Annotated in this window: 18 protein-coding genes, 3 tRNA genes and 1 pseudogene; 12 read left to right on the forward strand and 10 right to left on the reverse strand. The window is 56.8% G+C overall.

The window, feature by feature from the left end:
* Positions 1–218 precede the first annotated feature (218 nt).
* Both ubiT and SB13_RS06910 read left to right on the forward strand, forming a co-directional pair.
* Positions 219–743 carry a ubiquinone anaerobic biosynthesis accessory factor UbiT gene (ubiT, locus tag SB13_RS06905; protein WP_026739651.1) on the forward strand — a complete coding sequence of 175 codons (525 nt, stop codon included), beginning with the start codon at positions 219–221 and terminating at the stop codon, positions 741–743.
* Positions 737–1,240: a GNAT family N-acetyltransferase gene (locus tag SB13_RS06910; RefSeq protein WP_026739652.1), complete on the forward strand. Its 504-nt coding sequence runs from the start codon at positions 737–739 to the stop codon at positions 1,238–1,240. Before ubiT ends, SB13_RS06910 begins: the two co-directional genes overlap by 7 nt.
* Here the strand turns inward: SB13_RS06910 and SB13_RS06915 are convergent.
* Complete coding sequence (locus tag SB13_RS06915; RefSeq protein ID WP_026739653.1) at positions 1,227–1,532, reverse strand: GIY-YIG nuclease family protein; 306 nt, start codon at positions 1,530–1,532, stop codon at positions 1,227–1,229. The genes SB13_RS06910 and SB13_RS06915 overlap by 14 nt on opposite strands.
* A 1,150-nt stretch (positions 1,533–2,682) precedes the next feature.
* Here SB13_RS06915 and deoC point away from each other — a divergent pair.
* The 4 genes and pseudogenes from deoC to deoD all read left to right on the forward strand — a co-directional run bounded on the left by deoC (position 2,683) and on the right by deoD (position 6,932).
* The gene (deoC, locus tag SB13_RS06920; RefSeq protein WP_026739654.1) at positions 2,683–3,462 is read left to right on the forward strand and encodes a deoxyribose-phosphate aldolase; all 780 of its coding nucleotides are present in this window, start codon (positions 2,683–2,685) and stop codon (positions 3,460–3,462) included.
* A gap of 82 nt (positions 3,463–3,544) precedes the next feature.
* Positions 3,545–4,861: pseudogene (deoA, locus tag SB13_RS06925) on the forward strand (thymidine phosphorylase); the annotation flags it as partial.
* Positions 4,862–4,932: 71 nt separating this feature from the next.
* Entirely contained in the window at positions 4,933–6,156 is a 1,224-nt protein-coding gene (gene deoB, locus SB13_RS06930) for a phosphopentomutase (RefSeq protein WP_026739655.1), read from the forward strand.
* Between the two features lie 56 nt (positions 6,157–6,212).
* A complete protein-coding gene (gene deoD, locus SB13_RS06935; RefSeq protein ID WP_026739656.1) occupies positions 6,213–6,932 on the forward strand; it encodes a purine-nucleoside phosphorylase in 720 nt (239 codons plus the stop codon).
* 133 nt (positions 6,933–7,065) lie between these two features.
* Here the strand turns inward: deoD and SB13_RS06940 are convergent, their stop codons facing one another.
* From SB13_RS06940 to SB13_RS06970, 7 genes are all read right to left on the reverse strand, one after another.
* Positions 7,066–7,986 carry a DMT family transporter gene (locus SB13_RS06940; protein ID WP_026739657.1) on the reverse strand — a complete coding sequence of 307 codons (921 nt, stop codon included), beginning with the start codon at positions 7,984–7,986 and terminating at the stop codon, positions 7,066–7,068.
* Positions 7,987–8,236: 250 nt separating this feature from the next.
* Positions 8,237–9,910, reverse strand: a complete 1,674-nt coding sequence (locus SB13_RS06945) for an ABC transporter ATP-binding protein/permease (protein WP_026739658.1) — start codon at positions 9,908–9,910, stop codon at positions 8,237–8,239.
* Between the two features lie 36 nt (positions 9,911–9,946).
* Positions 9,947–12,373 (reverse strand): TonB-dependent siderophore receptor, encoded by a 2,427-nt coding sequence (locus tag SB13_RS06950; protein ID WP_036149984.1) that lies wholly within the window; start codon positions 12,371–12,373, stop codon positions 9,947–9,949.
* Between the two features lie 98 nt (positions 12,374–12,471).
* A complete protein-coding gene (locus tag SB13_RS06955) occupies positions 12,472–13,461 on the reverse strand; it encodes a FecR domain-containing protein (RefSeq protein ID WP_026739660.1) in 990 nt (329 codons plus the stop codon).
* Between the two features lie 20 nt (positions 13,462–13,481).
* Positions 13,482–14,024: a sigma-70 family RNA polymerase sigma factor gene (locus SB13_RS06960; protein ID WP_026739661.1), complete on the reverse strand. Its 543-nt coding sequence runs from the start codon at positions 14,022–14,024 to the stop codon at positions 13,482–13,484.
* A 137-nt stretch (positions 14,025–14,161) separates the two neighbouring features.
* A complete protein-coding gene (gene rimI / locus SB13_RS06965) occupies positions 14,162–14,605 on the reverse strand; it encodes a ribosomal protein S18-alanine N-acetyltransferase (protein ID WP_026739662.1) in 444 nt (147 codons plus the stop codon).
* On the reverse strand, positions 14,550–14,987 hold the full coding sequence (locus tag SB13_RS06970; RefSeq protein WP_026739663.1) for a DNA polymerase III subunit psi: 438 nt from the start codon (positions 14,985–14,987) through the stop codon (positions 14,550–14,552). The genes rimI and SB13_RS06970 overlap by 56 nt, the downstream gene beginning before the upstream one ends.
* Positions 14,988–15,099: 112 nt before the next feature.
* Between SB13_RS06970 and rsmC the strand changes: the two genes are divergently transcribed.
* The gene (rsmC, locus tag SB13_RS06975) at positions 15,100–16,140 is read left to right on the forward strand and encodes a 16S rRNA (guanine(1207)-N(2))-methyltransferase RsmC (RefSeq protein ID WP_026739664.1); all 1,041 of its coding nucleotides are present in this window, start codon (positions 15,100–15,102) and stop codon (positions 16,138–16,140) included.
* Between the two features lie 50 nt (positions 16,141–16,190).
* On the opposite strand, the gene SB13_RS06980 is transcribed toward rsmC, so the two are convergent.
* Positions 16,191–17,186: an aldo/keto reductase gene (locus SB13_RS06980; RefSeq protein ID WP_026739665.1), complete on the reverse strand. Its 996-nt coding sequence runs from the start codon at positions 17,184–17,186 to the stop codon at positions 16,191–16,193.
* 116 nt (positions 17,187–17,302) lie between these two features.
* Between SB13_RS06980 and SB13_RS06985 the strand changes: the two genes are divergently transcribed.
* The 4 genes from SB13_RS06985 to SB13_RS07000 all read left to right on the forward strand — a co-directional run bounded on the left by SB13_RS06985 (position 17,303) and on the right by SB13_RS07000 (position 18,663).
* Entirely contained in the window at positions 17,303–18,205 is a 903-nt protein-coding gene (locus SB13_RS06985; RefSeq protein WP_026739666.1) for a LysR family transcriptional regulator, read from the forward strand.
* Positions 18,206–18,320: 115 nt separating this feature from the next.
* Positions 18,321–18,407, forward strand: a tRNA-Leu gene (locus tag SB13_RS06990).
* 33 nt (positions 18,408–18,440) lie between these two features.
* Positions 18,441–18,527: transfer RNA gene (locus tag SB13_RS06995), tRNA-Leu, on the forward strand.
* A 49-nt stretch (positions 18,528–18,576) separates the two neighbouring features.
* Positions 18,577–18,663 (forward strand) — tRNA-Leu (locus SB13_RS07000).
* An 83-nt stretch (positions 18,664–18,746) separates the two neighbouring features.
* On the opposite strand, the gene SB13_RS07005 is transcribed toward SB13_RS07000, so the two are convergent.
* Positions 18,747–19,031, reverse strand: coding sequence for a DUF1435 domain-containing protein (locus SB13_RS07005; RefSeq protein WP_026739667.1), 285 nt, complete (start codon positions 19,029–19,031; stop codon positions 18,747–18,749).
* A gap of 331 nt (positions 19,032–19,362) precedes the next feature.
* Between SB13_RS07005 and SB13_RS07010 the strand changes: the two genes are divergently transcribed.
* Entirely contained in the window at positions 19,363–21,480 is a 2,118-nt protein-coding gene (locus SB13_RS07010; RefSeq protein WP_026739668.1) for a TonB-dependent siderophore receptor, read from the forward strand.
* Positions 21,481–21,492: the final 12 nt, after the last annotated feature.

A 21,492-nucleotide genomic window follows, 5' to 3' on the forward strand; every position in this document is an offset into this window, starting at 1 on the left:
TGACGAAAAGGCATCTTAGTTAACCCGCTGTGGCAACACTTTGATTTAAACCAGTATATAGTGTGATGAAATTAATATAGCAGACGCGCGTATTTCGTGATTTGAGCGATAACCGGCTACATTGTTGATGTAAGCCGCTGTCGCGAGTCTGCAATGTGGCAAAATGATGCAAGAATATCGTGTCGTCTGTATCGCTTTAGCTTTAGAGGAGTACGCCAGTGCTGGAACAACTACGTGCGCAAATTGTGCGTCAGGGGCCGGGATTTTTGGGCAAACCGTTAGCATTAACGCCCTTTTCCGTGCAGCGCCGGATATTGGAACAACTACTGAAGTGGCAGTTCCGTCAGGCGCTGGAAGATGGCGATCTGGAATTTCTGGAAGATCGCTGGTTGCAGATTGAAGTCCGGGACATGGGACTGCGTTGGTTTATGACGCAGCGCGAGGGTCGCCTGCTGGTGAGTCGCAATGAAATCGCGGAAGTGACTTTCAGCGCCGATGCCAACGATCTGATTCTGATCGCGGCGCGTAAAGAAGATCCCGATACGCTGTTCTTCCAGCGTCGTCTGCGTATCGAAGGCGATACGGAGCTGGGCCTGTACGTGAAGAATCTGATGGATGCCGTTGAGCTGGAAAGCATGCCGACTCCGCTGCGTGTTGCGCTGCTGCAGTTGGCGGACTTCGTCGAGTCGGGACTGCGGGAGGGCGCGGATCAGGCTCCGGCACACGCGCCGGCGTCATGCTAATCCGTGTTGAAATTCCCGTCGATGCCCCGGGAATCGATCGCCTGCTTCGACGGTCATTCCCGACATCGGCTGAAGCTGAACTGGTGCAAGAACTGCGTGAAAACGGCCAGCTGACGCTGGGCGTGGTGGCGACGGATGACGAAGGCGGCGTGGTGGGCTATGCCGCCTTTAGCCCGGTCAGCATTGAAGGGGAAGATCTTCAGTGGGTCGGACTGGCGCCGCTGGCGGTCGAGCAGCGTTTAAGAAAACAAGGTTTGGGTGAGCAACTGGTGTATGAAGGTCTGGACTCGCTCAATGAATTTGGCTACACCGCGGTGGTCGTTTTCGGCGACCCGGCTTACTTTTCCCGTTTTGGTTTTGTCGCGGCGTCGGAACATCAGCTCAGCTGCTGCCGGGAAGATTCTACCTCCACCTTCCAGATCTACCCGCTGGCGGACAATCACTTCCAGGGCGTCAGTGGAAAAGTGAAATTCGCCGATCCGTTCAATCGCGTTTAAATTCGTCTAAAAAGCGGGCGACAGACTCAGGCTGGTCGTGAACCAGCCGCTCTTTCTGCGTTTTACTCAGCTGTTTAATGCGATATTCCCACTGCAGCGCGACAGAGCGACTGCTCGCCTCACATCTATACACTAATGAGAGTTCGCCCTTTCCGCGCAGCGCGCGGGCGCCTTTGCCCGCCTGATGCTGGGCTAAACGACGCGCGGTATCGGTGGTGATGCCGGTATACAGCATGCCGCCGGCTGTACGCAGCATATAGACAAACCAGCCTGGTGATGGAGCATCTTGCATCGTCGTGACTTTCTCGTTCAAAGAAAAATTCATCGTTTATTTTACGGTGTCTTGCGTTTAAAGGTGAATGTCTGTCGCTAAGTGGGGCACGGATAATGATGAATTGCCAATAAAGTTCATGATGGCAGGAACGTCATCGCTTATTTATTGCCGCGACATAGGTGTCTTTTCCATTATTTCATGACAGAAAAACTAAAATTTCATGATCATTTTAGGGATGTTCAATAAAACAGAAAAACAGAGTGGTCAATATTTTGAAGATATAGGGTAAATCAGGTGGGGTGGAAATATTTTCTGTCTGTATCAGTCAACGTATAAATGTTATTGAGGGTTTCCAATGAACACTTTTCTTCACCGCGTTATCCTGACTTTGTCATTATCTTGAACAGCGCGATTAACGATATAAGCTTTTGTCCCTGGGGATAAGAAGAGGCGCAGCGTCGAAGCTTTATGCGGCGTCATCCGAAGCGGTATCAAGCGTTCTCTGGCCTGGAATGGATGAAGAGGCCAGATAGGCCTCTTCATCGCATCAGTAAATCAAGAGCAGGGGAGGCACTCATCAGCGATACAGCACATCGCCGAATCATCCTTAGGTTTATTAATTACGAGCCCACTTTTTGCTGCCATAACGGGACCAGCGACGGTGGAGAGCAGCAATAAACCACAAATAGAGAGAGTGATTTTTTTCACGAATAACATCCTTATTGAAATATCCCGGGAATGGAACGGCTATTAAATACTGTTAATCTGAATGGGTGTCAAGATTTATGATCGGCGATTTTGGGAGCCATAAACCCCTGGTCTCAACGTATTTCTGTCACATCGCCTGTGGATATAAACGTGTTCTAAACAGGTCATGTTCACGGCGGATGTAAATCATCTGAAAAAAGCGCGGGACAACTCCTTATAAAACTTTAAACACGCGGTTTTTTGTTGCGCAAACAGAGATAGCGAGTCTTCGTTTTGTGGCTTATTGTTATTTCTGGGAAGCATCAGCACAAATTATTCACGTTACTGTGGTCCAATAGCGGCAGTAGCAAAGCTTCCTTTTTTATCGGTGATGCGATGTTCGCTCTCTTTCTGTAGATAAACGTTACAGGCGGGACGAGAGGCTTGAAGATCACCGTCGACTTTCAATTGGAGTGGCGACATGACTGATTTAACCGCTGCCGCGCAGCGCGCACTAGGGCTAATGGATCTGACGACCCTGAACGACGACGACACGGACGAAAAGGTCAGCGATCTCTGTCGGCAGGCTAACAGTCCCGCCGGGCAGACGGCGGCAATCTGTATTTACCCCCGTTTTATTCCGCTGGCGCGCAAGACGCTGCGAGAACAGGGCACGCCGGAGATCCGTATCGCGACGGTGACCAATTTCCCTCACGGCAACGATGATGTGGCGATAGCGCTGGCGGAAACCCGCGCCGCGATTGCCTACGGCGCCGATGAAGTTGACGTGGTATTTCCTTACCGCGCGATGCTGGCTGGCGAAACGCGGCGCGGTTTCGATTTGGTGCAAGCCTGTAAGCAGGCGTGCGTAGAACATCAGGTATTGCTCAAGGTCATTATCGAAAGCGGTGAGCTTAAAGAAGACGCGTTCATTCGACAGGCCAGCGAAATCGCGATTAACGCGGGTGCCGACTTCATTAAAACGTCGACCGGCAAAGTGCCTGTTAACGCCACCTTGCACAGTGCGGAGGTCATGCTGAACGTGATCAAAGACATGCACGTCGGCGATCGGGTGGGATTTAAAGCGGCTGGCGGTGTGCGCACCGCTGAAGAGGCGGCACGGTATTTGCAGCTGGCAGATAGCATTATGGGCACGGGCTGGGCGGATGCGCGGCACTTTCGTTTCGGGGCTTCCGGACTGTTAAGCAGCTTGCTGAACACGCTCGGGCGCACTACCGAAACCGCTCGCAGCGATTATTAGTCATCACCGTCGGCCAACGCCGCCGGCGGCACCCCGCTCAGTACAGCGATACAGTACGGCAGAGCGGGTTGGAGGCGCTACCTTGTTGTTAATCCCTGAAATTATTCGTAAGAAACGTGATGGACACCCGCTCAGCGAAGATGAAATTCGCCATTTCGTTAACGGTATTCGCGACAATACCGTGTCGGAGGGGCAGATTGCGGCGCTGGCGATGACGATCTATTTCCATGATATGACCATGGATGAGCGGGTGGCGCTGACGTTGGCGATGCGCGATTCCGGCACGGTGCTGGACTGGCGATCGCTCAATCTGAACGGACCGCTGGTGGACAAACATTCAACCGGCGGCGTGGGTGACGTTACCTCGTTGATGCTGGGGCCGATGGTGGCTGCCTGCGGCGGCTACGTGCCGATGATTTCCGGCAGAGGCTTGGGGCATACCGGCGGTACGCTCGACAAACTGGAATCCATTCCCGGTTTGGATATCTACCCTGACGATGATCGCTTTCGCGAGATGATTAAGCAGGTTGGAGTCGCGATCATCGGGCAAACCCACTCACTGGCGCCCGCGGATCGGCGCTTCTACGCCACGCGCGACACGACCGCCACCGTGGATACCATCCCGCTTATCACCGCCTCTATTCTGGCGAAAAAACTGGCGGAAGGGCTGGATGCACTGGTGATGGACGTCAAGGTCGGCTCCGGAGCCTTTATGCCGACCTACTCGGCGTCGGAACAGCTGGCGCGGGCTATCGTCGGCGTCGCCAATCACGCCGGGTGCCGAACCAGCGCGCTGTTGACCGATATGAATCAGGTGCTGGCATCGAGCGCCGGAAATGCGCTCGAAGTGCGGGAAGCCGTGCGCTTTCTGACCGGTGCGCAGCGAAATCCGCGGCTGTTCGAGGTCACGATGGCGCTGTGCGAAGAGATGCTGGTGGCGGGAAACCTGGCCGCCTCGGCGCAAGATGCCCGGCGCCAGCTCATGGCCGTACTGGAAAACGGCCGGGCGGCGGAGGTCTTCGGCCGCATGGTCGCAGCACAAGGTGGCCCGACCGATTTCGTTGAACACTATGAGCGCTACTTGCTACCCGCCACGCTCAGTAAACCCGTTTTCGCCGAACGTGAGGGTGTGATTGCCTCCATGGACACCCGCGCTATAGGTATGGCGGTGGTATCCCTGGGTGGTGGTCGCCTGCGGCCAGATGATACTATTGACCACAGCGTGGGATTGAGCGACATGGTTAGCCTGGGAGAACAGGTGGATTCTCAGCGTCCACTGGCCATTATTCATGCCAATACCGAAGTGCAATGGCAGCAGGCCGCACAGCAAATTCAGGCGGCGGTGACGGTGAGCGACCGGGCATCGGAGGCGCACCCGATGATTTATCGCCGGTTGAACATCTCTGATGTCGACGCTGCCGAAGCGTGTGTGGAGCATGGCCCCCAGAAAAGAACGCAGGAGAGAGTGAAATGAAACGTGCATTTATTATGGTGCTGGATTCGTTTGGTATCGGCAGCGCCGCCGACGCCGAGCGGTTCGGAGACGTCGGCTCGGATACGTTGGGCCACATCGCGCAGGCCTGTGCGGAAGGCCGCGCCGATCAAGGACGTCAGGGACCGCTGTCTTTACCGAATCTGAGCCGCCTGGGTCTGGGCAAGGCGGCGGAAGCATCAACCGGTCGTTTCCCGGCCGGCCTGGATGCGCAAGCGGACATCATCGGGGCTTATGCCCACGCCAGCGAAATCTCTTCGGGGAAAGATACGCCGTCGGGTCATTGGGAAATTGCGGGCGTCCCCGTCCTGTTCGACTGGGGCTATTTCCACGACACGCAGAACAGTTTTCCTCAGCCGCTGCTGGATCTGCTGGTTGAGCGCGCCAACCTGCCCGGTTATCTCGGCAACTGTCACTCCTCCGGAACGGTGATTCTGGATGAGCTGGGTGAAGAGCACATGAAGACCGGCAAGCCGATTTTCTACACCTCGGCGGATTCGGTATTCCAAATCGCCTGCCATGAAGAAACCTACGGGCTGGACAACCTGTACGCGCTATGCGAAATCGCGCGTGAAGCCCTGACCGAGGGCGGCTACAACATTGGCCGGGTGATTGCGCGCCCATTCGTGGGGGATAAAGCGGGCAACTTCCAGCGGACGGGTAACCGTCACGATCTGGCTGTCGAGCCACCGGCGCCCACCGTGCTGAAAAAGCTGGTGGATGAAAAAAAAGGCCACGTCGTATCGGTCGGCAAGATTGCCGATATTTACGCCAACGTCGGCATCACCAAAAAGGTCAAGGCCACCGGTCTGGACGCGCTGTTTGATGCAACGCTGAAAGAAATGGATGCCGCTGGCGACGAGACGATCGTGTTTACCAACTTTGTCGACTTCGACTCCTCTTATGGCCATCGCCGCGACGTGCCAGGCTATGCCGCCGCGCTGGAGCTATTCGACCGCCGGTTGCCTGAGCTGATGGCGAAGGTCGGTGAAGGCGATATCCTGATCCTGACGGCGGATCACGGCTGCGATCCCACCTGGCCAGGCACAGATCATACGCGTGAACACGTACCGGTACTGATTTATGGTCCGCAGGTTCAGCCGGGATCGCGCGGTCATCGCACGACCTTCGCGGATATCGGGCAGACGGTGGCAAGCTATTTCGGCGTGTCGCCGATGGACTATGGAACCTCAATGCTGTGAGCCGGTAGGCTGACGGAACAACCACTATTTATGCTGATGAAAAAGGAACAATAAGGATGGCTACGCCTCACATTAATGCTGAAATGGGTGATTTTGCGGACGTGGTACTGATGCCGGGCGATCCGCTGCGCGCAAAATACATTGCCGACACCTTTCTGGAAGACGCGGTGGAAGTGAATAACGTGCGCGGCATGTTGGGCTTCACCGGCACCTATAAAGGCCGCCGTATTTCGGTGATGGGACACGGCATGGGCATCCCGTCTTGCTCCATCTATGCGAAAGAACTGATCACCGAGTTCGGCGTGGAAAAAATTATCCGCATCGGCTCCTGCGGCGCGGTCAGCGAAAACGTGAAAATTCGCGATGTGGTGATCGGCATGGGCGCCTGCACCGACTCCAAAGTGAACCGCATGCGTTTCAAGGATCACGACTTCGCGGCGATCGCCGACTACGATCTGCTGCGTCATGCGGTCGACGCGGCCAACACCCGCGGCGTTAAAGTACGCGTGGGCAACCTGTTCTCCGCCGATCTGTTCTACACGCCGGATCCGCAGATGTTCGACGTGATGGAGAAATACGGCGTGCTGGGCGTGGAGATGGAAGCGGCGGGCATCTACGGTGTTGCCGCTGAATTCGGCGCCAAGGCGCTGGCGATCTGCACCGTGTCCGACCATATCCGTACTCAGGAAGTCACCACGGCGGAAGAGCGTCAGACCACGTTCAATGAGATGATCGAAATCGCGCTCGAATCCGTTCTGCTGGGCGACAAAGACTAATTTTGTCGTCTTGAAATGGGACCGGCTTTCGCCGACCCCCATTCCCTTCAGGCGCTCCGCTTCGGCGGGGCGCCTGTGTTTTAGCCAGCACTTCCCGCCTTATCCTTTATCCCACTCTGTTTTTCTGACCTGACTAACGCGCTATCGATTGGCGGCTTGCCAGCGTGATGCCTGCAAAAATGGTGGCGACCCCCACCAGATGATAAAGATGGATTTGTTCGCCCAGAAACAGTACCGACAGGGCCACGCCGAACACGGGAATCAGGTGGATGGTCAGCCCGGCTCGCGCCGCGCCGATTAGCGTTACGCCGCGGCCAAACAGCAAGTAGGCCACAAAAGACGGAAAGATCCCCAGATAGAGCACGGCTGACAGCGTGGTGCGATCCCAAACCGCGCTCGCGCCGCTGCGGCTCTCCCACAGCCAGAAGGGAAATATGACGATTAGCGAGATAATCACCTGCACGCCCAGCAGCCCCAGACGGCTGACCTCGGGCGGAATTTTTTTCAGCCACAGCGTATAAAGCGAGAAGCTGGCCATCGCGCCCAGCAGCATCAGGTCGCCGGACGAAAAGGACAGCGACAGCAACCCCGCCATATCGCCGTGGAAAATAATGGCCAGTACGCCGCAGAATGAAATCAACAGGCCTGTCGCCTGCAAGAGCCTCAGCGGCTGACCGTAAAACAGACCGGCGAACAGCATGATTAACACCGGGATACAGGAGTTGAGCAGCAGCGCATTCGTGCCGGAAGTGTGATGCAGTCCGATATAGGTCAGCAGACTGAAGAACACGATCCCGCTGAGGGATATGGCGACGATACGGAGAGGAAACGCCCGATAGCGTCCGGCATCGCGGCGAATATATTTCCATGCAAAAGGCAGGATGCAGACCAGCGCGATAAGCCAGCGCACCAGAGTCAGCGTCACCGGCGGGATCTCGTTGCGCACCGCGCGTCCGATGATGAAGTTGCCAGCCCACAGCAGCGGCGGGAGGGTCAGAATAAAAAAGGCGATCAGCCGCGATGGCTGAGCGCCCGCAGAAGGGGACTGAGACATAGCTTCGTTTCCTGGAGAAAAGCTGCCGGTCATACGCTAACGGCAAGTGTGCATGAGTGCTGGGTTGGACCGCAAAATGCACGATCTGTCCCTGGCGAAGCCGGGTAATTGAATTGCCGATTATGAAAGCCCGCAAGCAGAAAATCTATCATCGCGTGCGTCTGCATGCGGGTTCGAGGTGGTTAATCGCGGAGAAGCTGACTCTTGCGCTGACGGCCGGACAGCGGAATCGCTATCCGGCTTCGCCAGATTACGGCGGGGACGCAGGTTGGAGATGGATTTGAGTTTCGAACAGCGGATTCAGCACCGACTGATGCGTGACGGAGAGCACGATGGTGCCCGGCAAATGTCGGCGCAGCCGTTTCATGACCTCTATCGCGGTCTCCTCATCCAACTGGCTGGTTGCCTCATCCAGACACAGCAGCGTCGGTTTCATCAGGATCGCCCGAATGAGCGAAAGCCGCTGTTGCTCGCCGCCGGACAGCCGTTGCGCCCAAGGCTCATCGGCATCCAGCTCTGTGCTCAGATGCCCCAGATGCATATCGACCAGCGCTTCCTGCAACACCGCATCGCTGAACTCTTTTGTTTGCGGATAGGTCAATGCCTGCCGCAGCGTACCCTGCGGCAGATAGGGCTTCTGAGGCAGAAACAGCACGCGCCCAGACGGCAGATACCAGCGTCCGGTCGTATAAGGCCACAGTCCCGCGAGCGCCCGCAGCAGCGTGGTTTTGCCGATCCCGCTGGCGCCTTGCAGGCTACACCACTCGCCCGGTTTCACCCGCGCGGAGCAGGGGGCGAGCAGCGCCCGGCCTTGCGGCCGCAGCACGGTCAACTGGTGAATTTGCAGCGCTTCGCCTTGAGGCGTGCGCGTCGTCGTTGTCGGCAACGCCTCTAACCGCTGTTGCAGCTGCCAAAGACGTTCGATCGTGGCAGACCAACGCGCCAACTGGCGATAACTGTCGACGAACCAGCCGAAAGCGTCCAGCACGTAGCCGAAGGCGGTTTTGGCCTGCATGATCGCGCCCAACGAGACCTTATGGGCGAGATACAGCGGAAGCACCGCGAAAACCGGCACGATCAGGCTGAAACGAAAATAGCTGACCGTGAAGCTTTCCAATCGAAACTCTTGCCCCATCAGACGGTAGCCGGTGGCGAGCACGGCGCGGAAGCGGTCGCGCAGCCGCCTGTTTTCGATTTCATCGCCCTGATAAAAAGCGATTTGTTCGCTGTGGTTGTTGACCCGGATCAGGCTGGCGCGATAGTCGGCCTCGACTTTCTGCATCTGATGGTTGGTGCGATGCAGGGGAAAGCCAAGTGCGTGGGTAAGAATGCTGCCGACCAGGGCGTAGATCAAAGCAATCCAGACCAGATAACCGTGGATCGTGACGGTATGCCCGCCGATCGTGAACGTCTGTACCCCGGAGATGCCCCATAGGATGGCGATAAAGGACAGCAGGCCGACCATGTTTTTCAGCAGCGACAGCAGCAGTTCCAGACTTTGCTCGCAAAGCAGGCGGATATCTTCGGCAATACGCTGGTCCGGGTTATCCGGCGTGCCGGAGGGATCCTGTTGCAGCCGATAATGCGCATGATCCCGTAGCCACTGTGTTTCATAGTGCTGGGTCATCATGTCGCGCCAGCGCAAGATCAGCGCTTTTTTCAGCCAGTTGCCGCTGATAATCACCAGGACGAACAGCGCGGTATACCCGAGATAGCGCCAAATCAGATCGGCGACCGAGGCGTGCTGGAAGAAGTCCGCCAGCGCATCGTAAAAGTCCTTGCTCCAGTTGTTGTAGAGCACGCTGATGCCTACGACGGACAGCGTCAGCGCAACCACGACCAGCAACAGCAGCCACAGCACTATCGCCTGCGCCGATAACCACAACGGCGCGACCAGTTGATAAAAACGTTTAAGCGTCTGCATGGCGTAACACGTTAAAAGAGTGAGTCATCAACGTCATTAGAAGTCCCACTTCGCCGTCAGCATGAAGTTACGCGGATCGCCATAGTAGTTATTCCCGTTAATGATGCGGTTATTCAGCGTCCGGTAGTACTCTTTATTCGTCAGGTTGTTGCCCACCAGATTAAAGCTGAGGTGCTTGTTGTACTGATAGCTGATGTTGGCGTTATACAGCGTGTAACCGCCTTGCTGGATATCGTAGTTCGAGCTGGTGTCGGTTTGCGCTGTCATCCCGACGCCAACACTCCATTGATTGAGACGTCCCGGTAATTTGTAGCTGCTGTACAATTTAAACATGTGCTGTGGCGTATAGCGGTTGTAGGTCTGTCCTTTTTCGCCCTCTTCGCCTTCCAAATATTTAGTGTTGGTCAGCGTGTAGCCTGCAAACAGTTGCCATCCTTCCGCCAGTTTGCCCGAGGCTTCCAGTTCTACCCCTTGGCTGCGCACTTTGCCTTGTGAACGATAGCAGTATTCGCTGGTGAGGCAGTTAGTGTCCTCCACGGCACGATTGGCTTGAATGATGCGATAGAGAGCGACAGACGTGTTCAGATCGCCGTCGAAGAACTCGCCCTTGATCCCCGTTTCGTAGTTTTTTCCTGTCACCGCAGGCAGCATGTTGCCTGAGCGATCAATATCTTCCTGTGGTTTGAAGATATCGCTGTAGCTGGCATACCACGTGTAATGATCGCTGAAGTCCCACAATAGCCCGCCGAAGGGGATCAGTTTATCGCGCACTTTGTAGCCGCTGCTGTGATTGGTGACGTCCGTAGTTCGATTCGTAGAGTACATGTCATAGCTGTAGGCGCTATAGCGGCTGCCGAGAATGAGCTTCCAGTGATCCGCCAGCTCCAGTCGGGTCGTGGCGAACAATGCGCGTTGGTAGAGGTTATAACGGTAGCGATTGGTGTAGTCCGGCCATTCCGGCTCGGCCAGTTCGCTGGCGTTCCAATGGTAAATATCTACTGCGTCGGTTTTGAGGATTCGGCCGTAGAGGTTGTCAAAGTTCTCTTTCTGATATTCGCCGCCAATCACCAGTTCGTGGGAGCGGCCCAGTAATTCGAAAGGTCCTTTTAGACTGAGATTATAACTCCACTGGTCGGATTGATTATCACGTTGGAGAGCGTTATTGAGTTTCGGAGTTACACTACCGTAGCTCCCGATGGTTTTACTTTTCGCTTCGGCGTGTGTGTAATTCAGCGTGCTTTTCAGCGCCCAGTCATTTTCGAACTTATGCTCAAATTCGATGAAAGGATTGATTTTATCAAACTCGATACGGTTCCAACTCGCGCCGAGGAACGTCGAGTGTGAAAGGCCGAGGCTACTGCCGTCGCTGCTCATCGGTATGCCGTACAGATCGGGCACCGTATGGGTTTTCTGCCAGTTGACTCCGGTCGTCAGCGTGGTATTAGGGGTGATATCCCATGCCAGCGTCCCATATAGCACGCTGCGGTCGCTATCGACGTAATCCACCGCGCTTTGCTTATCCTGATAAACGCCGACGAAGCGCCCACGTAGAGTGGCATCGTCGTTCAGAGGACCGGAAACGTCGATTTCGTTGCGGTAATTGTCCCAAGAACCCGCGCCGGCGCTGACGTAGCCTTGGAAGTTATAGGTGGGCTTTTTACGCACCAGATTAACGGTGCCGCCCGGTTCTCCATTACCTTGCGTCAGGCCGGAAGCGCCTCGAAGGACCTCGACATGATCGTAGATCGCCAGATCGGGCGATTCGGAGGACGCCTCGGAGTACCCCATGCCTGACACGCTGTTTTGAGAGGAGGAGTTCGCGCCGTCCTCTTTGATGTTGTCCATCGTGAAGCCGCGCGACTGGAATTGCACCTGATAGGAACTATTGTTCACCACATTGACGCCGGTGGTCTGACCCATCGCTTCATCCAGCGAGGTCATGTGCTGCTCATTCATCCGAGAGCGGGTAACGACGCTGACCGACTGGGGGGTTTCTCTTGGCGAAAGGGTCAGCTCCGTTGCCGTGCTCATGCTGTCGGTGGTGTAGGAACCGGTGCCTTCCGTCATCCCCTGATGGTTCACCTGCGCCACCACCACCAATTCGTCCTCTGTCGGCGCCTTTTGCAGCAGGAAGCTGCCGTCTGCCTGTTTCACCGCCTGCAAACCGTGGCTTTGCAGCAACGTTGCCAGACCGCTTTCCACATCATAATCGCCGTTCAGCGCTTTGCCGTTCAGACCCTGGGTCAGCGCCGCATCGGCCGCGAGATCGATGCCGGACTGGCGCGCGAACTGATTAAGCTGTTCGCTTAGCGAACCCGCGACAATGGCATAGTGCTGCACGGCGGCGTTTTCCGCCGCGCTGGCAGGCGCAGTAGTTAGAACGATAGCCGGTGAGCCCAGAACAAAAAGACGGGCGGCCAGAGCCAACGGCCGGAGAGCGCGAGGTGGTGCGGTGAATAACATAGGAATAGCCTTTAATACCCAGAGTCAAAAGAAATAAAGCCTGTTTTTATACTGAATCGAACGAGCGGTTAAAAAGGGAACCAAAACGGAAGCCACCGCTACACTTTTTTTTCTACCGTCACCCACCAGGAAAAACGTCGATGAATGCGGATCGGCAGCGCCCGGGACATCATATCCAGCGCCTTGTCGGTGTTGTCCAGCGGGAAGGTTCCCACCAGCCGGAGCGCGGCGATATCCGGATCGCAGGACAGATAACCGCGTCTGTAGCGGGACAAACGGGCAATCACCTCGCCAAGCGGGGTATCGTCCGCGCTTAATTTACCCCGTCGCCAGTCGGCGTCGGCGCTGTCCAAACGATCGATCGTTCCCAGACCGTCGGCGGTGAAACGCCATTGCTGACCGGCGTTGACGCGGCGCGTGGCACCATTCTGTCGGGGCGTGACGGCGACGATGCCGTCGTAGACGTTGAGCTGCGTGCTCTCGTCCTGCTGGCTGACGCTGAAGCGTGTGCCCAGCGCCTGAATCCTGCCTTGTTCGCTGACCACGACAAAAGGCCGCAGGGGGTCAGGCGCGGTGGCGATGAATATTTGGCCGGCGCGCAGAAACAACTGCCGCTCCGCCGTCGTATAGCGAATATCCATGGCGCTGGCGGTATCCAGCCAGATACGCGAACCATCGGTCAGCGTCATGGGTTTTATCTCGCCGGTCACGGTGCGACTGTCGGCGGTCATCGCCAGCAGCGACTCGCGCAGCGGGGTATAGCGATAACCCATCCAGGACAGCAGCCCGCCGGACGTCAGCAACGCCGTCAGCTTCAGCGCCCGGCGGCGGCTGACGCGCGGCGAGCGCAGAAGAGCCTCCGTGCTCGGCTGATGCAGTTCGCCCCGCAGCGGCTGAAAGCGCTGGCTAATTGTCTGCACGTAAATCCAGGCTTCCCGATGTTCGGCGCTTTCATCCAGCCAGCGTTGCCAGCGTTGACGCAGCGCACTGTGCTCCCCGTCGTCCTCCAACAATTGCGCATACCAGTCCGCCGCCTCTTGCAGAGACTCGAAGCCGGGCTTGGGTGGCGGGGAAGGGGGGAAAGGCATGGGCGATCGACCTGCCTGACTCAGCTGCGCCGGGTCGGCGGCGCGACGTCGGTGTCTGTTTCGATAAGAATGCAGTGCAGCATGGCCTGCGCCATATACTTTTTCACCATACGTTCAGACACGTGCAAGACGGAGGCGATTTGCGCGTAGGTCATCCCCTGAATTTGCGACATCACGAATGCCGAACGCGTTTTTTCAGGGAGATGACGCAGCATGCTGTCCACTTGAAACAGCGTTTCCAGCACGATGGAGTGCTGTTCGGCTGACAGGGAGGCGTCCGTCGCATGATGCTGCAACGACTCCAGCCAGGCCTGTTCCAGCGCCTTGCGTCGCCAGAGATCGACGCACATTCCCTGCGCCATAACGCTTAAATAAGCGCGGGTGCCGTGGTGACTGTCGAACTCGCGGGGTTTCATCAGTAACTGCAGAAAGACTTCCTGCGCCAGATCCGCTGCGTCGCACAGGTTTCCCAGGCGTTTGCGCAGCAGGCTCTGCAGCCAACCGTGATGCTGCTGGTAGAGCTGACAAAAATCGGGCGAGGTCGGTACGTTAACCGCAGACATAATGAATATCGAGTTCCTTCAGTCCCTGAATATAAAAAAGAGGTCGGCATTCTAATTGAGAATAATTTGCATTTCAATTTTTATGCCAAGTTGGGAAGAATTCGTTACTCGCCTGCCAGAGCATGTCTGACAGGGGATTATCCCAGCGGCAGGGCCATAATGATGGCGTCTTCACGACCTTCCTTCGTGGGATAGTAATTCCGCCTGATGGAGACCTCATTAAAACCCAAAAACTGATACAACGCGATAGCCTGTTGATTTGACGCGCGGACTTCGAGCCACAGCGTCAGGATGCCGCGCTGCTCCAGCTCGGCGATCAGGTGTTCCATGAGCGAACGGCCGTAGCCGAGACGCTGATGCTCGGGATGCACCGCAATATTGAACAGCGTGGCTTCGTCCAGCACGATCTGCGTTATCGCGAAGGCGACCATTTGTTCGTCATGGCTCAGTTTTAGGTTGAAGTAACGTTCGCCTTGGTTGCTGAGAAAGGTCTTTTCCGTCCACGGAAAGGCGTGGCTTAGGCGCTCAATCTGAAAGGCTGTCGTCAGATCGGCGGAGGTCAGGGTAGAGATCGTGTTCATATTGACAAATTTGCCGCCACAGCGCGCGCTTGGCGTCCGGGTTATGGTCAAGCTCGGACAACGCCGGGCTGGAAAGCTGCACGTCTTGCGACGGCTGCATGGGGGAGGCGCCCAGCCACCAGGCCGGGCAATCGCGGGTGTCCGGCAACATTTCTACCTGCTGCGGCAGCAGGCTGTAGATCTGTTCGGGGGTTAATTGCAGACTTCTGAGTACATCCTGCAATAGCGGATCATCGGTCGCAGGGAGCGGATCGGCGACGATCAGCAGACGAACCGTCGACGGCAGACTGATGGCGATTTCGCCCTGCAGCGCGGCGGGGCGGCGCAATGTCCACTGCGTAATGCCCAATTGCTGTAGCAGCCTGTCCCGATGTGATGTCATGCCTTACCTTGTCCGGAGCGCGAGTATGCGCCGCTATGCTAGCAAACCCATCGAACATGCGGCAACAAACCTCTATAATCGTCGCTCAGTTAATTGAGGAGTTTGAAGCCTGATGTCCGCATTTACCCCCGCCAGTGAAGTGATACTGCGTCACAGCGATGATTTTTCCACCCGCCGAGTGCTGTTTGCCGGTGATTTGCAAGATACCTTGCCCGCCCAGTTTGAGGCGGAAGACGTCCGCGTGCACACGATGCAGTACCACCACTGGCAGCAGCTAAACCGGACGATGGGCGAGGCGGCGCATTTCGCCCTGCTGGCCGACGCTGACACGGTGGCGGGTTGCGATACCCTGATTTACTACTGGCCGAAAAGCAAGCAGGAAGCCCAGTTCCAGCTGTCCAATCTGCTATCGCTGCTGCCTGTCGGCTGCGATATCTTCGTGGTGGGCGAGAACCGCTGCGGCGTACGCAGCGCGGAAACGCTGCTGGCGGACTTCACCGCGCTGACCAAAATCGACAGCGCGCGTCGCTGTGGTTTATATCACGGTCGTCTGGAACAGACGCCGACCTTCGAGCTGGAACGCTGGTGGCATGAATATGATGTGGACGGCGTACCGGTACGTACGCTGCCGGGCGTGTTCAGCCGCGATGGGCTGGATAATGGTAGCCAGCTGCTGCTTGGCACGCTGGAACCGCATTCGAAAGGGAAAGTGCTGGATATTGCCTGCGGCGCGGGCGTTCTGGCCGTGGCGTTTGCCCAGCGCGCGCCGAAAATCCGTCTGACGCTGAGCGATGTGAACGCCGCTGCGCTGGAAGCCAGCCGGGCGACGCTGGCGCGTAACGAGCTGGAAGGCGCCGTCATCGCCAGCAACGTCTACTCGGATGTTGCCGGTCGTTTCGACATGATCATTTCCAACCCGCCCTTCCATGACGGGATGCAAACCAGCCTGCACGCGGCGGAAGCCTTGATCCGCGGCGCGGCGGCGCATCTGAACATCGGCGGCAAGCTGCGCATTGTCGCTAACGCCTTCCTGCCTTATCCGGCGCTGCTGGATGAGACGTTTGGCAGCCACGAAGTGCTGGCGCAGAATGGCCGTTTCCGGGTGTATCAGGCGATTATGGGACGCGGCGCTAAAGCCAAGTCGCGTGCTTAAATGTGCATGACCCCCTGCGGCGGCAGGCCGCAGGGGATCGCGGAGAGGGGCTAGTCGTTATCGATGGTGTTCATGCCTTCGACGCCATAGCGCTCGCCCGCAGCGGCCTGTAGCGGAAACAGGCTGTCGATGGCTGACAGCTCCGCAGCAGTCAATATCACATCCAACGCGCCGATGTTCTCTTCCAGATAACGGCGTCGTTTGGTGCCGGGGATCGGCACGATGTGTTCCCCTTGCGCCAACACCCAGGCCAGCGCCAGCTGTGCGGACGTCACCCCTTTCACCTTCGCCAACGCCTCCACATGTTCGACCAGACGCAGGTTTCTGGTGAAATTATCGCCGTGAAAACGCGGGTTTTTGAGACGGAAGTCGTCGTCAGACAGCGTGTCGAGATCCCGGATCGCGCCGGTCAGAAAACCGCGGCCCAACGGACTGTAGGGAACGAAACCGACCCCCAGCCTACGGCAGGTCGGCAGGATTTGTGTTTCCACATCCCGCGTCCATAGCGAATATTCGCTTTGCAGCGCGGTGATGGGATGAACGCGGTGCGCACGCTCCAGCGTGGCGGCGGAAGCCTCGCTTAATCCGAGAAAACGAATCTTGCCCTCTTTCACGAGGTCGGCCATCGCGCCGACGGTGTCTTCAATCGGCACCGTCGGGTCGACCCGGTGCTGATAGTAAAGATCGATGGTCTCTACCCCAAGCCGTTTCAGGCTGCCTTCCACCGACTGCCGCACATNCTCCGGTCTGCCGCAGATACCACGCTCATCCAGATTGACGGTATCGCGGACGATCCCGAATTTGGTCGCCAGAAAGACACGATCGCGTTTGCCCTTGATCGCTTTTCCCACCAGTTGCTCATTGGTATACGGACCGTACATGTCGGCGGTATCCAGCAGAGTGATACCCCGTTCGAGCGCGCGGTGCAGGGTGGCAAGGGATTCGTTGGCGTCCTGATGGGTGGAATAGAAATCGCTCATACCCATACAGCCCAGTCCCAGAGCGGAAACCTGCGGCCCCCGGGGCCCTAATGTTCTCTGTTGCATGCTGATGTCCTCGATAGGTGATGGGAATGCCAGTGTGGTTGTTTGCTCAACAAAGATAAATCACACGTTTTATGCAACACTGTTTGTAAATCACAAACAATCCTGCGGGCGGGTTCATGGATCACATACAGGCGATGCGCGTGTTCGTCCGCATTGTGGAAACGGAAAACTTCAGTCGAACGGCCGAAGGGCTAAGGCTTCCGCGAGCTACGGTTAGCCAGACGCTGAAACGGCTGGAGCTGCGGCTGGGCGTCAGGTTGGCGGAACGGACGACGCGTCAGGTACGCATCACGGATGAAGGGCGGCTTTACTATCAGCGCTGCACGCAGCTGTTATCCGCTTTCGATGAAAGCGACGCCATGTTCACCCGGCAGCAACAGCAACCCAGCGGACAGGTGCGTATCGACATGCCGCACTCGATGGCCCGAGAACTCGTTATTCCCGCGCTGCCAGCGTTTTATCGCCAGTATCCGCGCATCCGGCTGGTGCTGAGCGCCAACGACGCGGCGATTAACGTCCAGCGTGAGGGCGTAGATTGCGTGGTGCGGGCGTGGCAGTTGGAGGATGATTCGCTCTCCGCTCGGCAATTGCCGCCGTTGCCGCAGCTCTCCTGCGCCTCCGCTGAGTATTGCGCTGAGCACGGATTACCGTCTTCTCTGGCCGAGCTGGCGGGTCATCGGATGGTCGGCTATTTTTCTCTGCGCAACCTGCACCGCTATCCCCTTGAGTTCGTTCAGGATGGACAGTTGCTCACGCAGAGCCTGCCCACGTGGGTGGACGTCAGCGGCGTAGATGCGTATATCGCCGCCGCGCAGGCCGGGCTGGGTATTATTCAGGGGCCGCGCAGGAGTCTCAGACCGTTGATTGAACGGGGAGAGCTGGTGGAGATCCTGCCAGACATGCCGCCTCCGCCCATGCCGCTGTACATCATGTTCCCCGCCGGACGCTTCCTGGCCCCGCGTATTCAGGTTGTCGTCGACTGGTTGCAGGCGTGTATCGCGCCGGCTCCGGTGGATTGAACGCCGCTTTTTGCAGCAAACCCTCGCACGGAGGGGAAATAATCATTGACCTCGGCCGTAAAATCTCTAGAATTCGCCTCCGTGGTGACATTGCGTGACGTTATGTCCCTGGTTTGCGAAGGTGGCGGAATTGGTAGACGCGCTAGCTTCAGGTGTTAGTGCCTTAACGGGCGTGAGGGTTCAAGTCCCTCTCTTCGCACCACCTCACCACAATGATTTGTATTGCACAGTACCTGCGAAGGTGGCGGAATTGGTAGACGCGCTAGCTTCAGGTGTTAGTGTCTTAACGGACGTGAGGGTTCAAGTCCCTCTCTTCGCACCAAGCTGGTGATACAGATCGCGCAGTACTGAATACGTAGAAAATTTCATGTGCGAAGGTGGCGGAATTGGTAGACGCGCTAGCTTCAGGTGTTAGTGTCTTAACGGACGTGAGGGTTCAAGTCCCTCTCTTCGCACCACGTATCACTCTCCCGGTTTTATCCTTTCGATTTTCCCTCTCATTTTATTATTTCGATTTCCATTCTTTATATTGCTTTACAGCCTAGATGCCGCGCAGCGTCACGGAGAGCGTCGTCAGTCCGCCTACCAGCGCTATGCAGGACGGCAGCAGCAGATAGTGGCGTAGCCGCTGATGAAACAGCATCCCGAGCGTTACCAACATAGCCAGCGTGACGATGTATTTCAGAGAATGCAGGTCTATGCCGGGCAGCATCAGTAAAGGCATCAACGTAACAGGAACCAGAATCCCCCAGGCGCTGGAAAGCGGTTTGCCGAAGTACCAGGTGATTCCCCATAGCCCGCAGGCGGCAATCATCGCGGTCAACATAGTCTCTTACCATGACGATAATGATAATTACTATCATATAGAAAACCTTTCCGAATACAACTTCTGCCGGACAGCGCCATAGCCCACCTATGACGACCTGAATATTCGCCCCCGAGAACGTTGCCAAAAAAGCAACACAATAATCAGAAAACCGCAAACTTTACGGGTTGAATGTGAAAATAATAATGGTAATAATTATTATTACCTTTAACTGTTTTTTTGCGCTTTCCGATCGATAGGTTTCCGCCTGGTGTGATGCACTTTTCGCTATATGCGCACAGTGACTGAAAAGGAAGCCGACAGTTCAGGCGCTTATTCAGGAACCTATCGTATGTCCCCCCTTCCTTTATTACGTTATTACGGCGTGATTGTGGCACTGACCACGCCCGCCTTCGTTCTGGCTGCCGAAGATGTCATTGAGGTGTCCGCTCAACCCGAGGAGTCAGCACTGTCGCCGACCGCGGGTTACGCCGCGACGACCTCTCAGGCAGCCACCAAAACCGATAAGCCGCTCGTGGTGACGCCGCAGTCGGTCTCTGTGGTGACTCGCCAGCAAATGCGCGACCAGAATGTGACGACGCTGAATGAGGCGCTGAACTATACGCCGGGCGTCTTCACCAATTTCTCCGGTGGGGCGACGCGATTTGATACGGTTTCCTTGCGTGGATTTCACGGCGCGGATGTGAACAACACCTTCCTTGACGGCCTGCGCGTACTCAGCGACAGCGGCAGCCATAATAGCCTGCAGATCGATCCCTGGTTCCTAGAGCGTATCGACGTCATCAAGGGCCCTTCGTCTTCACTGTATGGACAAAGCGTTCCCGGCGGTCTGGTGATGATGACGTCCAAACGCCCGCAGTTTATTCCTGAAGGGCACTTTCGCCTCAGCGCCGGCACCCAAAACGATCGGGGCGCGGCGTTCGACTTCACGCAGGGCATCAACGACAACTGGGCTTTTCGTGTGACGGGGCTGACACACAGCAGCAACACCATGTATGACGGTCCGCGCGAGGAGCGCTATGCGATTGCGCCTTCGCTCCTGTGGCAGCCTGATGAAGACACCACGCTGTTGCTGAAGGCTTATTTGCAGAAAGATCCGGCGGGCGGTTATCACGGCTCGGTGCCGGCGGCGGGCAGCGTCTATGCCTATCAGGGTCGCAAGATCGCGCGCGGCACGTTCGACGGCGAAGAAAGTTTGGATGATTACAAACGCCGTCAGCAGATGTATGGCTACGAGTTCTCCCACCGGTTCAACGACACCTGGGCATTCAGGCAAAACGCTAGTTACACCCACTCCAACATCGATATTCATCAGATCTATCAGTATGGTTGGAGCGGCGTGGAGGCGGACACGCTGACGCGCTATTACACGGGGGAGTCGTCGTCGTTGGACGCCTATGCGGTCGATAATCAGCTGGAGGCGGATTTCGATACCGGCGACGTGAAACACAAAACTCTCTTCGGGGTGGATTTCCAGTATTTCACCAACACCTTGTGGGACGCGTCGGGCTCGGCTCCGGGGCTGGATCCGTTTACCGGCCTGTCGGGCGGGGATGCAGTCACTAATTATTATCGCTTCGACTCACAGCGGCGCTACAAGCAGACGGGCGTTTATTTACAAGACGATATGCAGTGGCAGCGCTGGTATCTGACGCTCTCCGGCCGCTACGACGCCATCAAATTCGACAATAAAAACCTGACTACGGACAGCCGTGGCCAGAGTGAAGATGAGCGCTTCAGCGGGCGGGCCGCGCTGCTGTATGCCTTTAATAACGGCATTTCGCCTTATGTCAGCTACAGTCAGGCCGTGACGCCCGCGCTGTACGCGGACTCGCAGGGAAATCCGCTCAAGCCGATGAGCAGCGAGCAGGTTGAGGGCGGGATTAAATACCAGCCGCCGGGCACCAAGGCGTTATATACCGCGGCGGTGTACGATCTGACGCAAAGCGACGTCGCCACCCGCAACATCGTGGGCAACTACTATGAGCCGGTCGGCAAGGTGCAGTCCCAGGGTCTGGAGCTGGAAGCCAGGACGCCTATCACCGAACGACTGAGCGTCATCGCGGGTTACACCTATAACAAGGTGAAATACAAAGAGACCGTGGATGGCAATGACGGCAACACGCCGGTGCTGGCGCCAAAGCAGATGGCTTCGCTGTGGACTCAGTATGATGCGGGCGCAGGCATCCATCTGGGCGTTGGCGTGCGCCACATCGGCAAGCAATGGGCCGACGATGCCAATACGCTGCAGCTGCCCTCCGTGACGCTGTTTGATGCCTCTGCCCGGGCCGATCTGGGAAGCTGGAATCCCTCGCTCAAAGGCGCATACGTCCAGGTCAACGTCAACAATCTGACGGACAGAACTTACATCGCCTCCTGCTATGAGCTGAGAACCTGCTACTGGGGCGCTGAACGTTCCGTCATCGCCACCGTCGGCTACGATTTCTGACGGATCGACGTG

Origin of the sequence: Lonsdalea quercina subsp. quercina (assembly GCF_000688695.1) — a bacterium.
Lineage (GTDB): Bacteria > Pseudomonadota > Gammaproteobacteria > Enterobacterales > Enterobacteriaceae > Lonsdalea > Lonsdalea quercina_D.

Bases quoted from the DNA above. Each gene is read 5' to 3' on its own strand.
- SB13_RS06910 (WP_026739652.1), top strand. From the start codon at position 737: ATGCTAATCCGTGTTGAAATTCCCGTCGATGCCCCGGGAATCGATCGC.
- SB13_RS06915 (WP_026739653.1), bottom strand. From the start codon at position 1,532: ATGCAAGATGCTCCATCACCAGGCTGGTTTGTCTATATGCTGCGTACA.
- deoC (WP_026739654.1), top strand. From the start codon at position 2,683: ATGACTGATTTAACCGCTGCCGCGCAGCGCGCACTAGGGCTAATGGAT.
- deoB (WP_026739655.1), top strand. From the start codon at position 4,933: ATGAAACGTGCATTTATTATGGTGCTGGATTCGTTTGGTATCGGCAGC.
- deoD (WP_026739656.1), top strand. From the start codon at position 6,213: ATGGCTACGCCTCACATTAATGCTGAAATGGGTGATTTTGCGGACGTG.
- SB13_RS06940 (WP_026739657.1), bottom strand. From the start codon at position 7,986: ATGTCTCAGTCCCCTTCTGCGGGCGCTCAGCCATCGCGGCTGATCGCC.
- SB13_RS06945 (WP_026739658.1), bottom strand. From the start codon at position 9,910: ATGCAGACGCTTAAACGTTTTTATCAACTGGTCGCGCCGTTGTGGTTA.
- SB13_RS06950 (WP_036149984.1), bottom strand. From the start codon at position 12,373: ATGTTATTCACCGCACCACCTCGCGCTCTCCGGCCGTTGGCTCTGGCC.
- SB13_RS06955 (WP_026739660.1), bottom strand. From the start codon at position 13,461: ATGCCTTTCCCCCCTTCCCCGCCACCCAAGCCCGGCTTCGAGTCTCTG.
- SB13_RS06960 (WP_026739661.1), bottom strand. From the start codon at position 14,024: ATGTCTGCGGTTAACGTACCGACCTCGCCCGATTTTTGTCAGCTCTAC.
- rimI (WP_026739662.1), bottom strand. From the start codon at position 14,605: ATGAACACGATCTCTACCCTGACCTCCGCCGATCTGACGACAGCCTTT.
- SB13_RS06970 (WP_026739663.1), bottom strand. From the start codon at position 14,987: ATGACATCACATCGGGACAGGCTGCTACAGCAATTGGGCATTACGCAG.
- rsmC (WP_026739664.1), top strand. From the start codon at position 15,100: ATGTCCGCATTTACCCCCGCCAGTGAAGTGATACTGCGTCACAGCGAT.
- SB13_RS06985 (WP_026739666.1), top strand. From the start codon at position 17,303: ATGGATCACATACAGGCGATGCGCGTGTTCGTCCGCATTGTGGAAACG.
- SB13_RS07005 (WP_026739667.1), bottom strand. From the start codon at position 19,031: ATGTTGACCGCGATGATTGCCGCCTGCGGGCTATGGGGAATCACCTGG.
- SB13_RS07010 (WP_026739668.1), top strand. From the start codon at position 19,363: ATGTCCCCCCTTCCTTTATTACGTTATTACGGCGTGATTGTGGCACTG.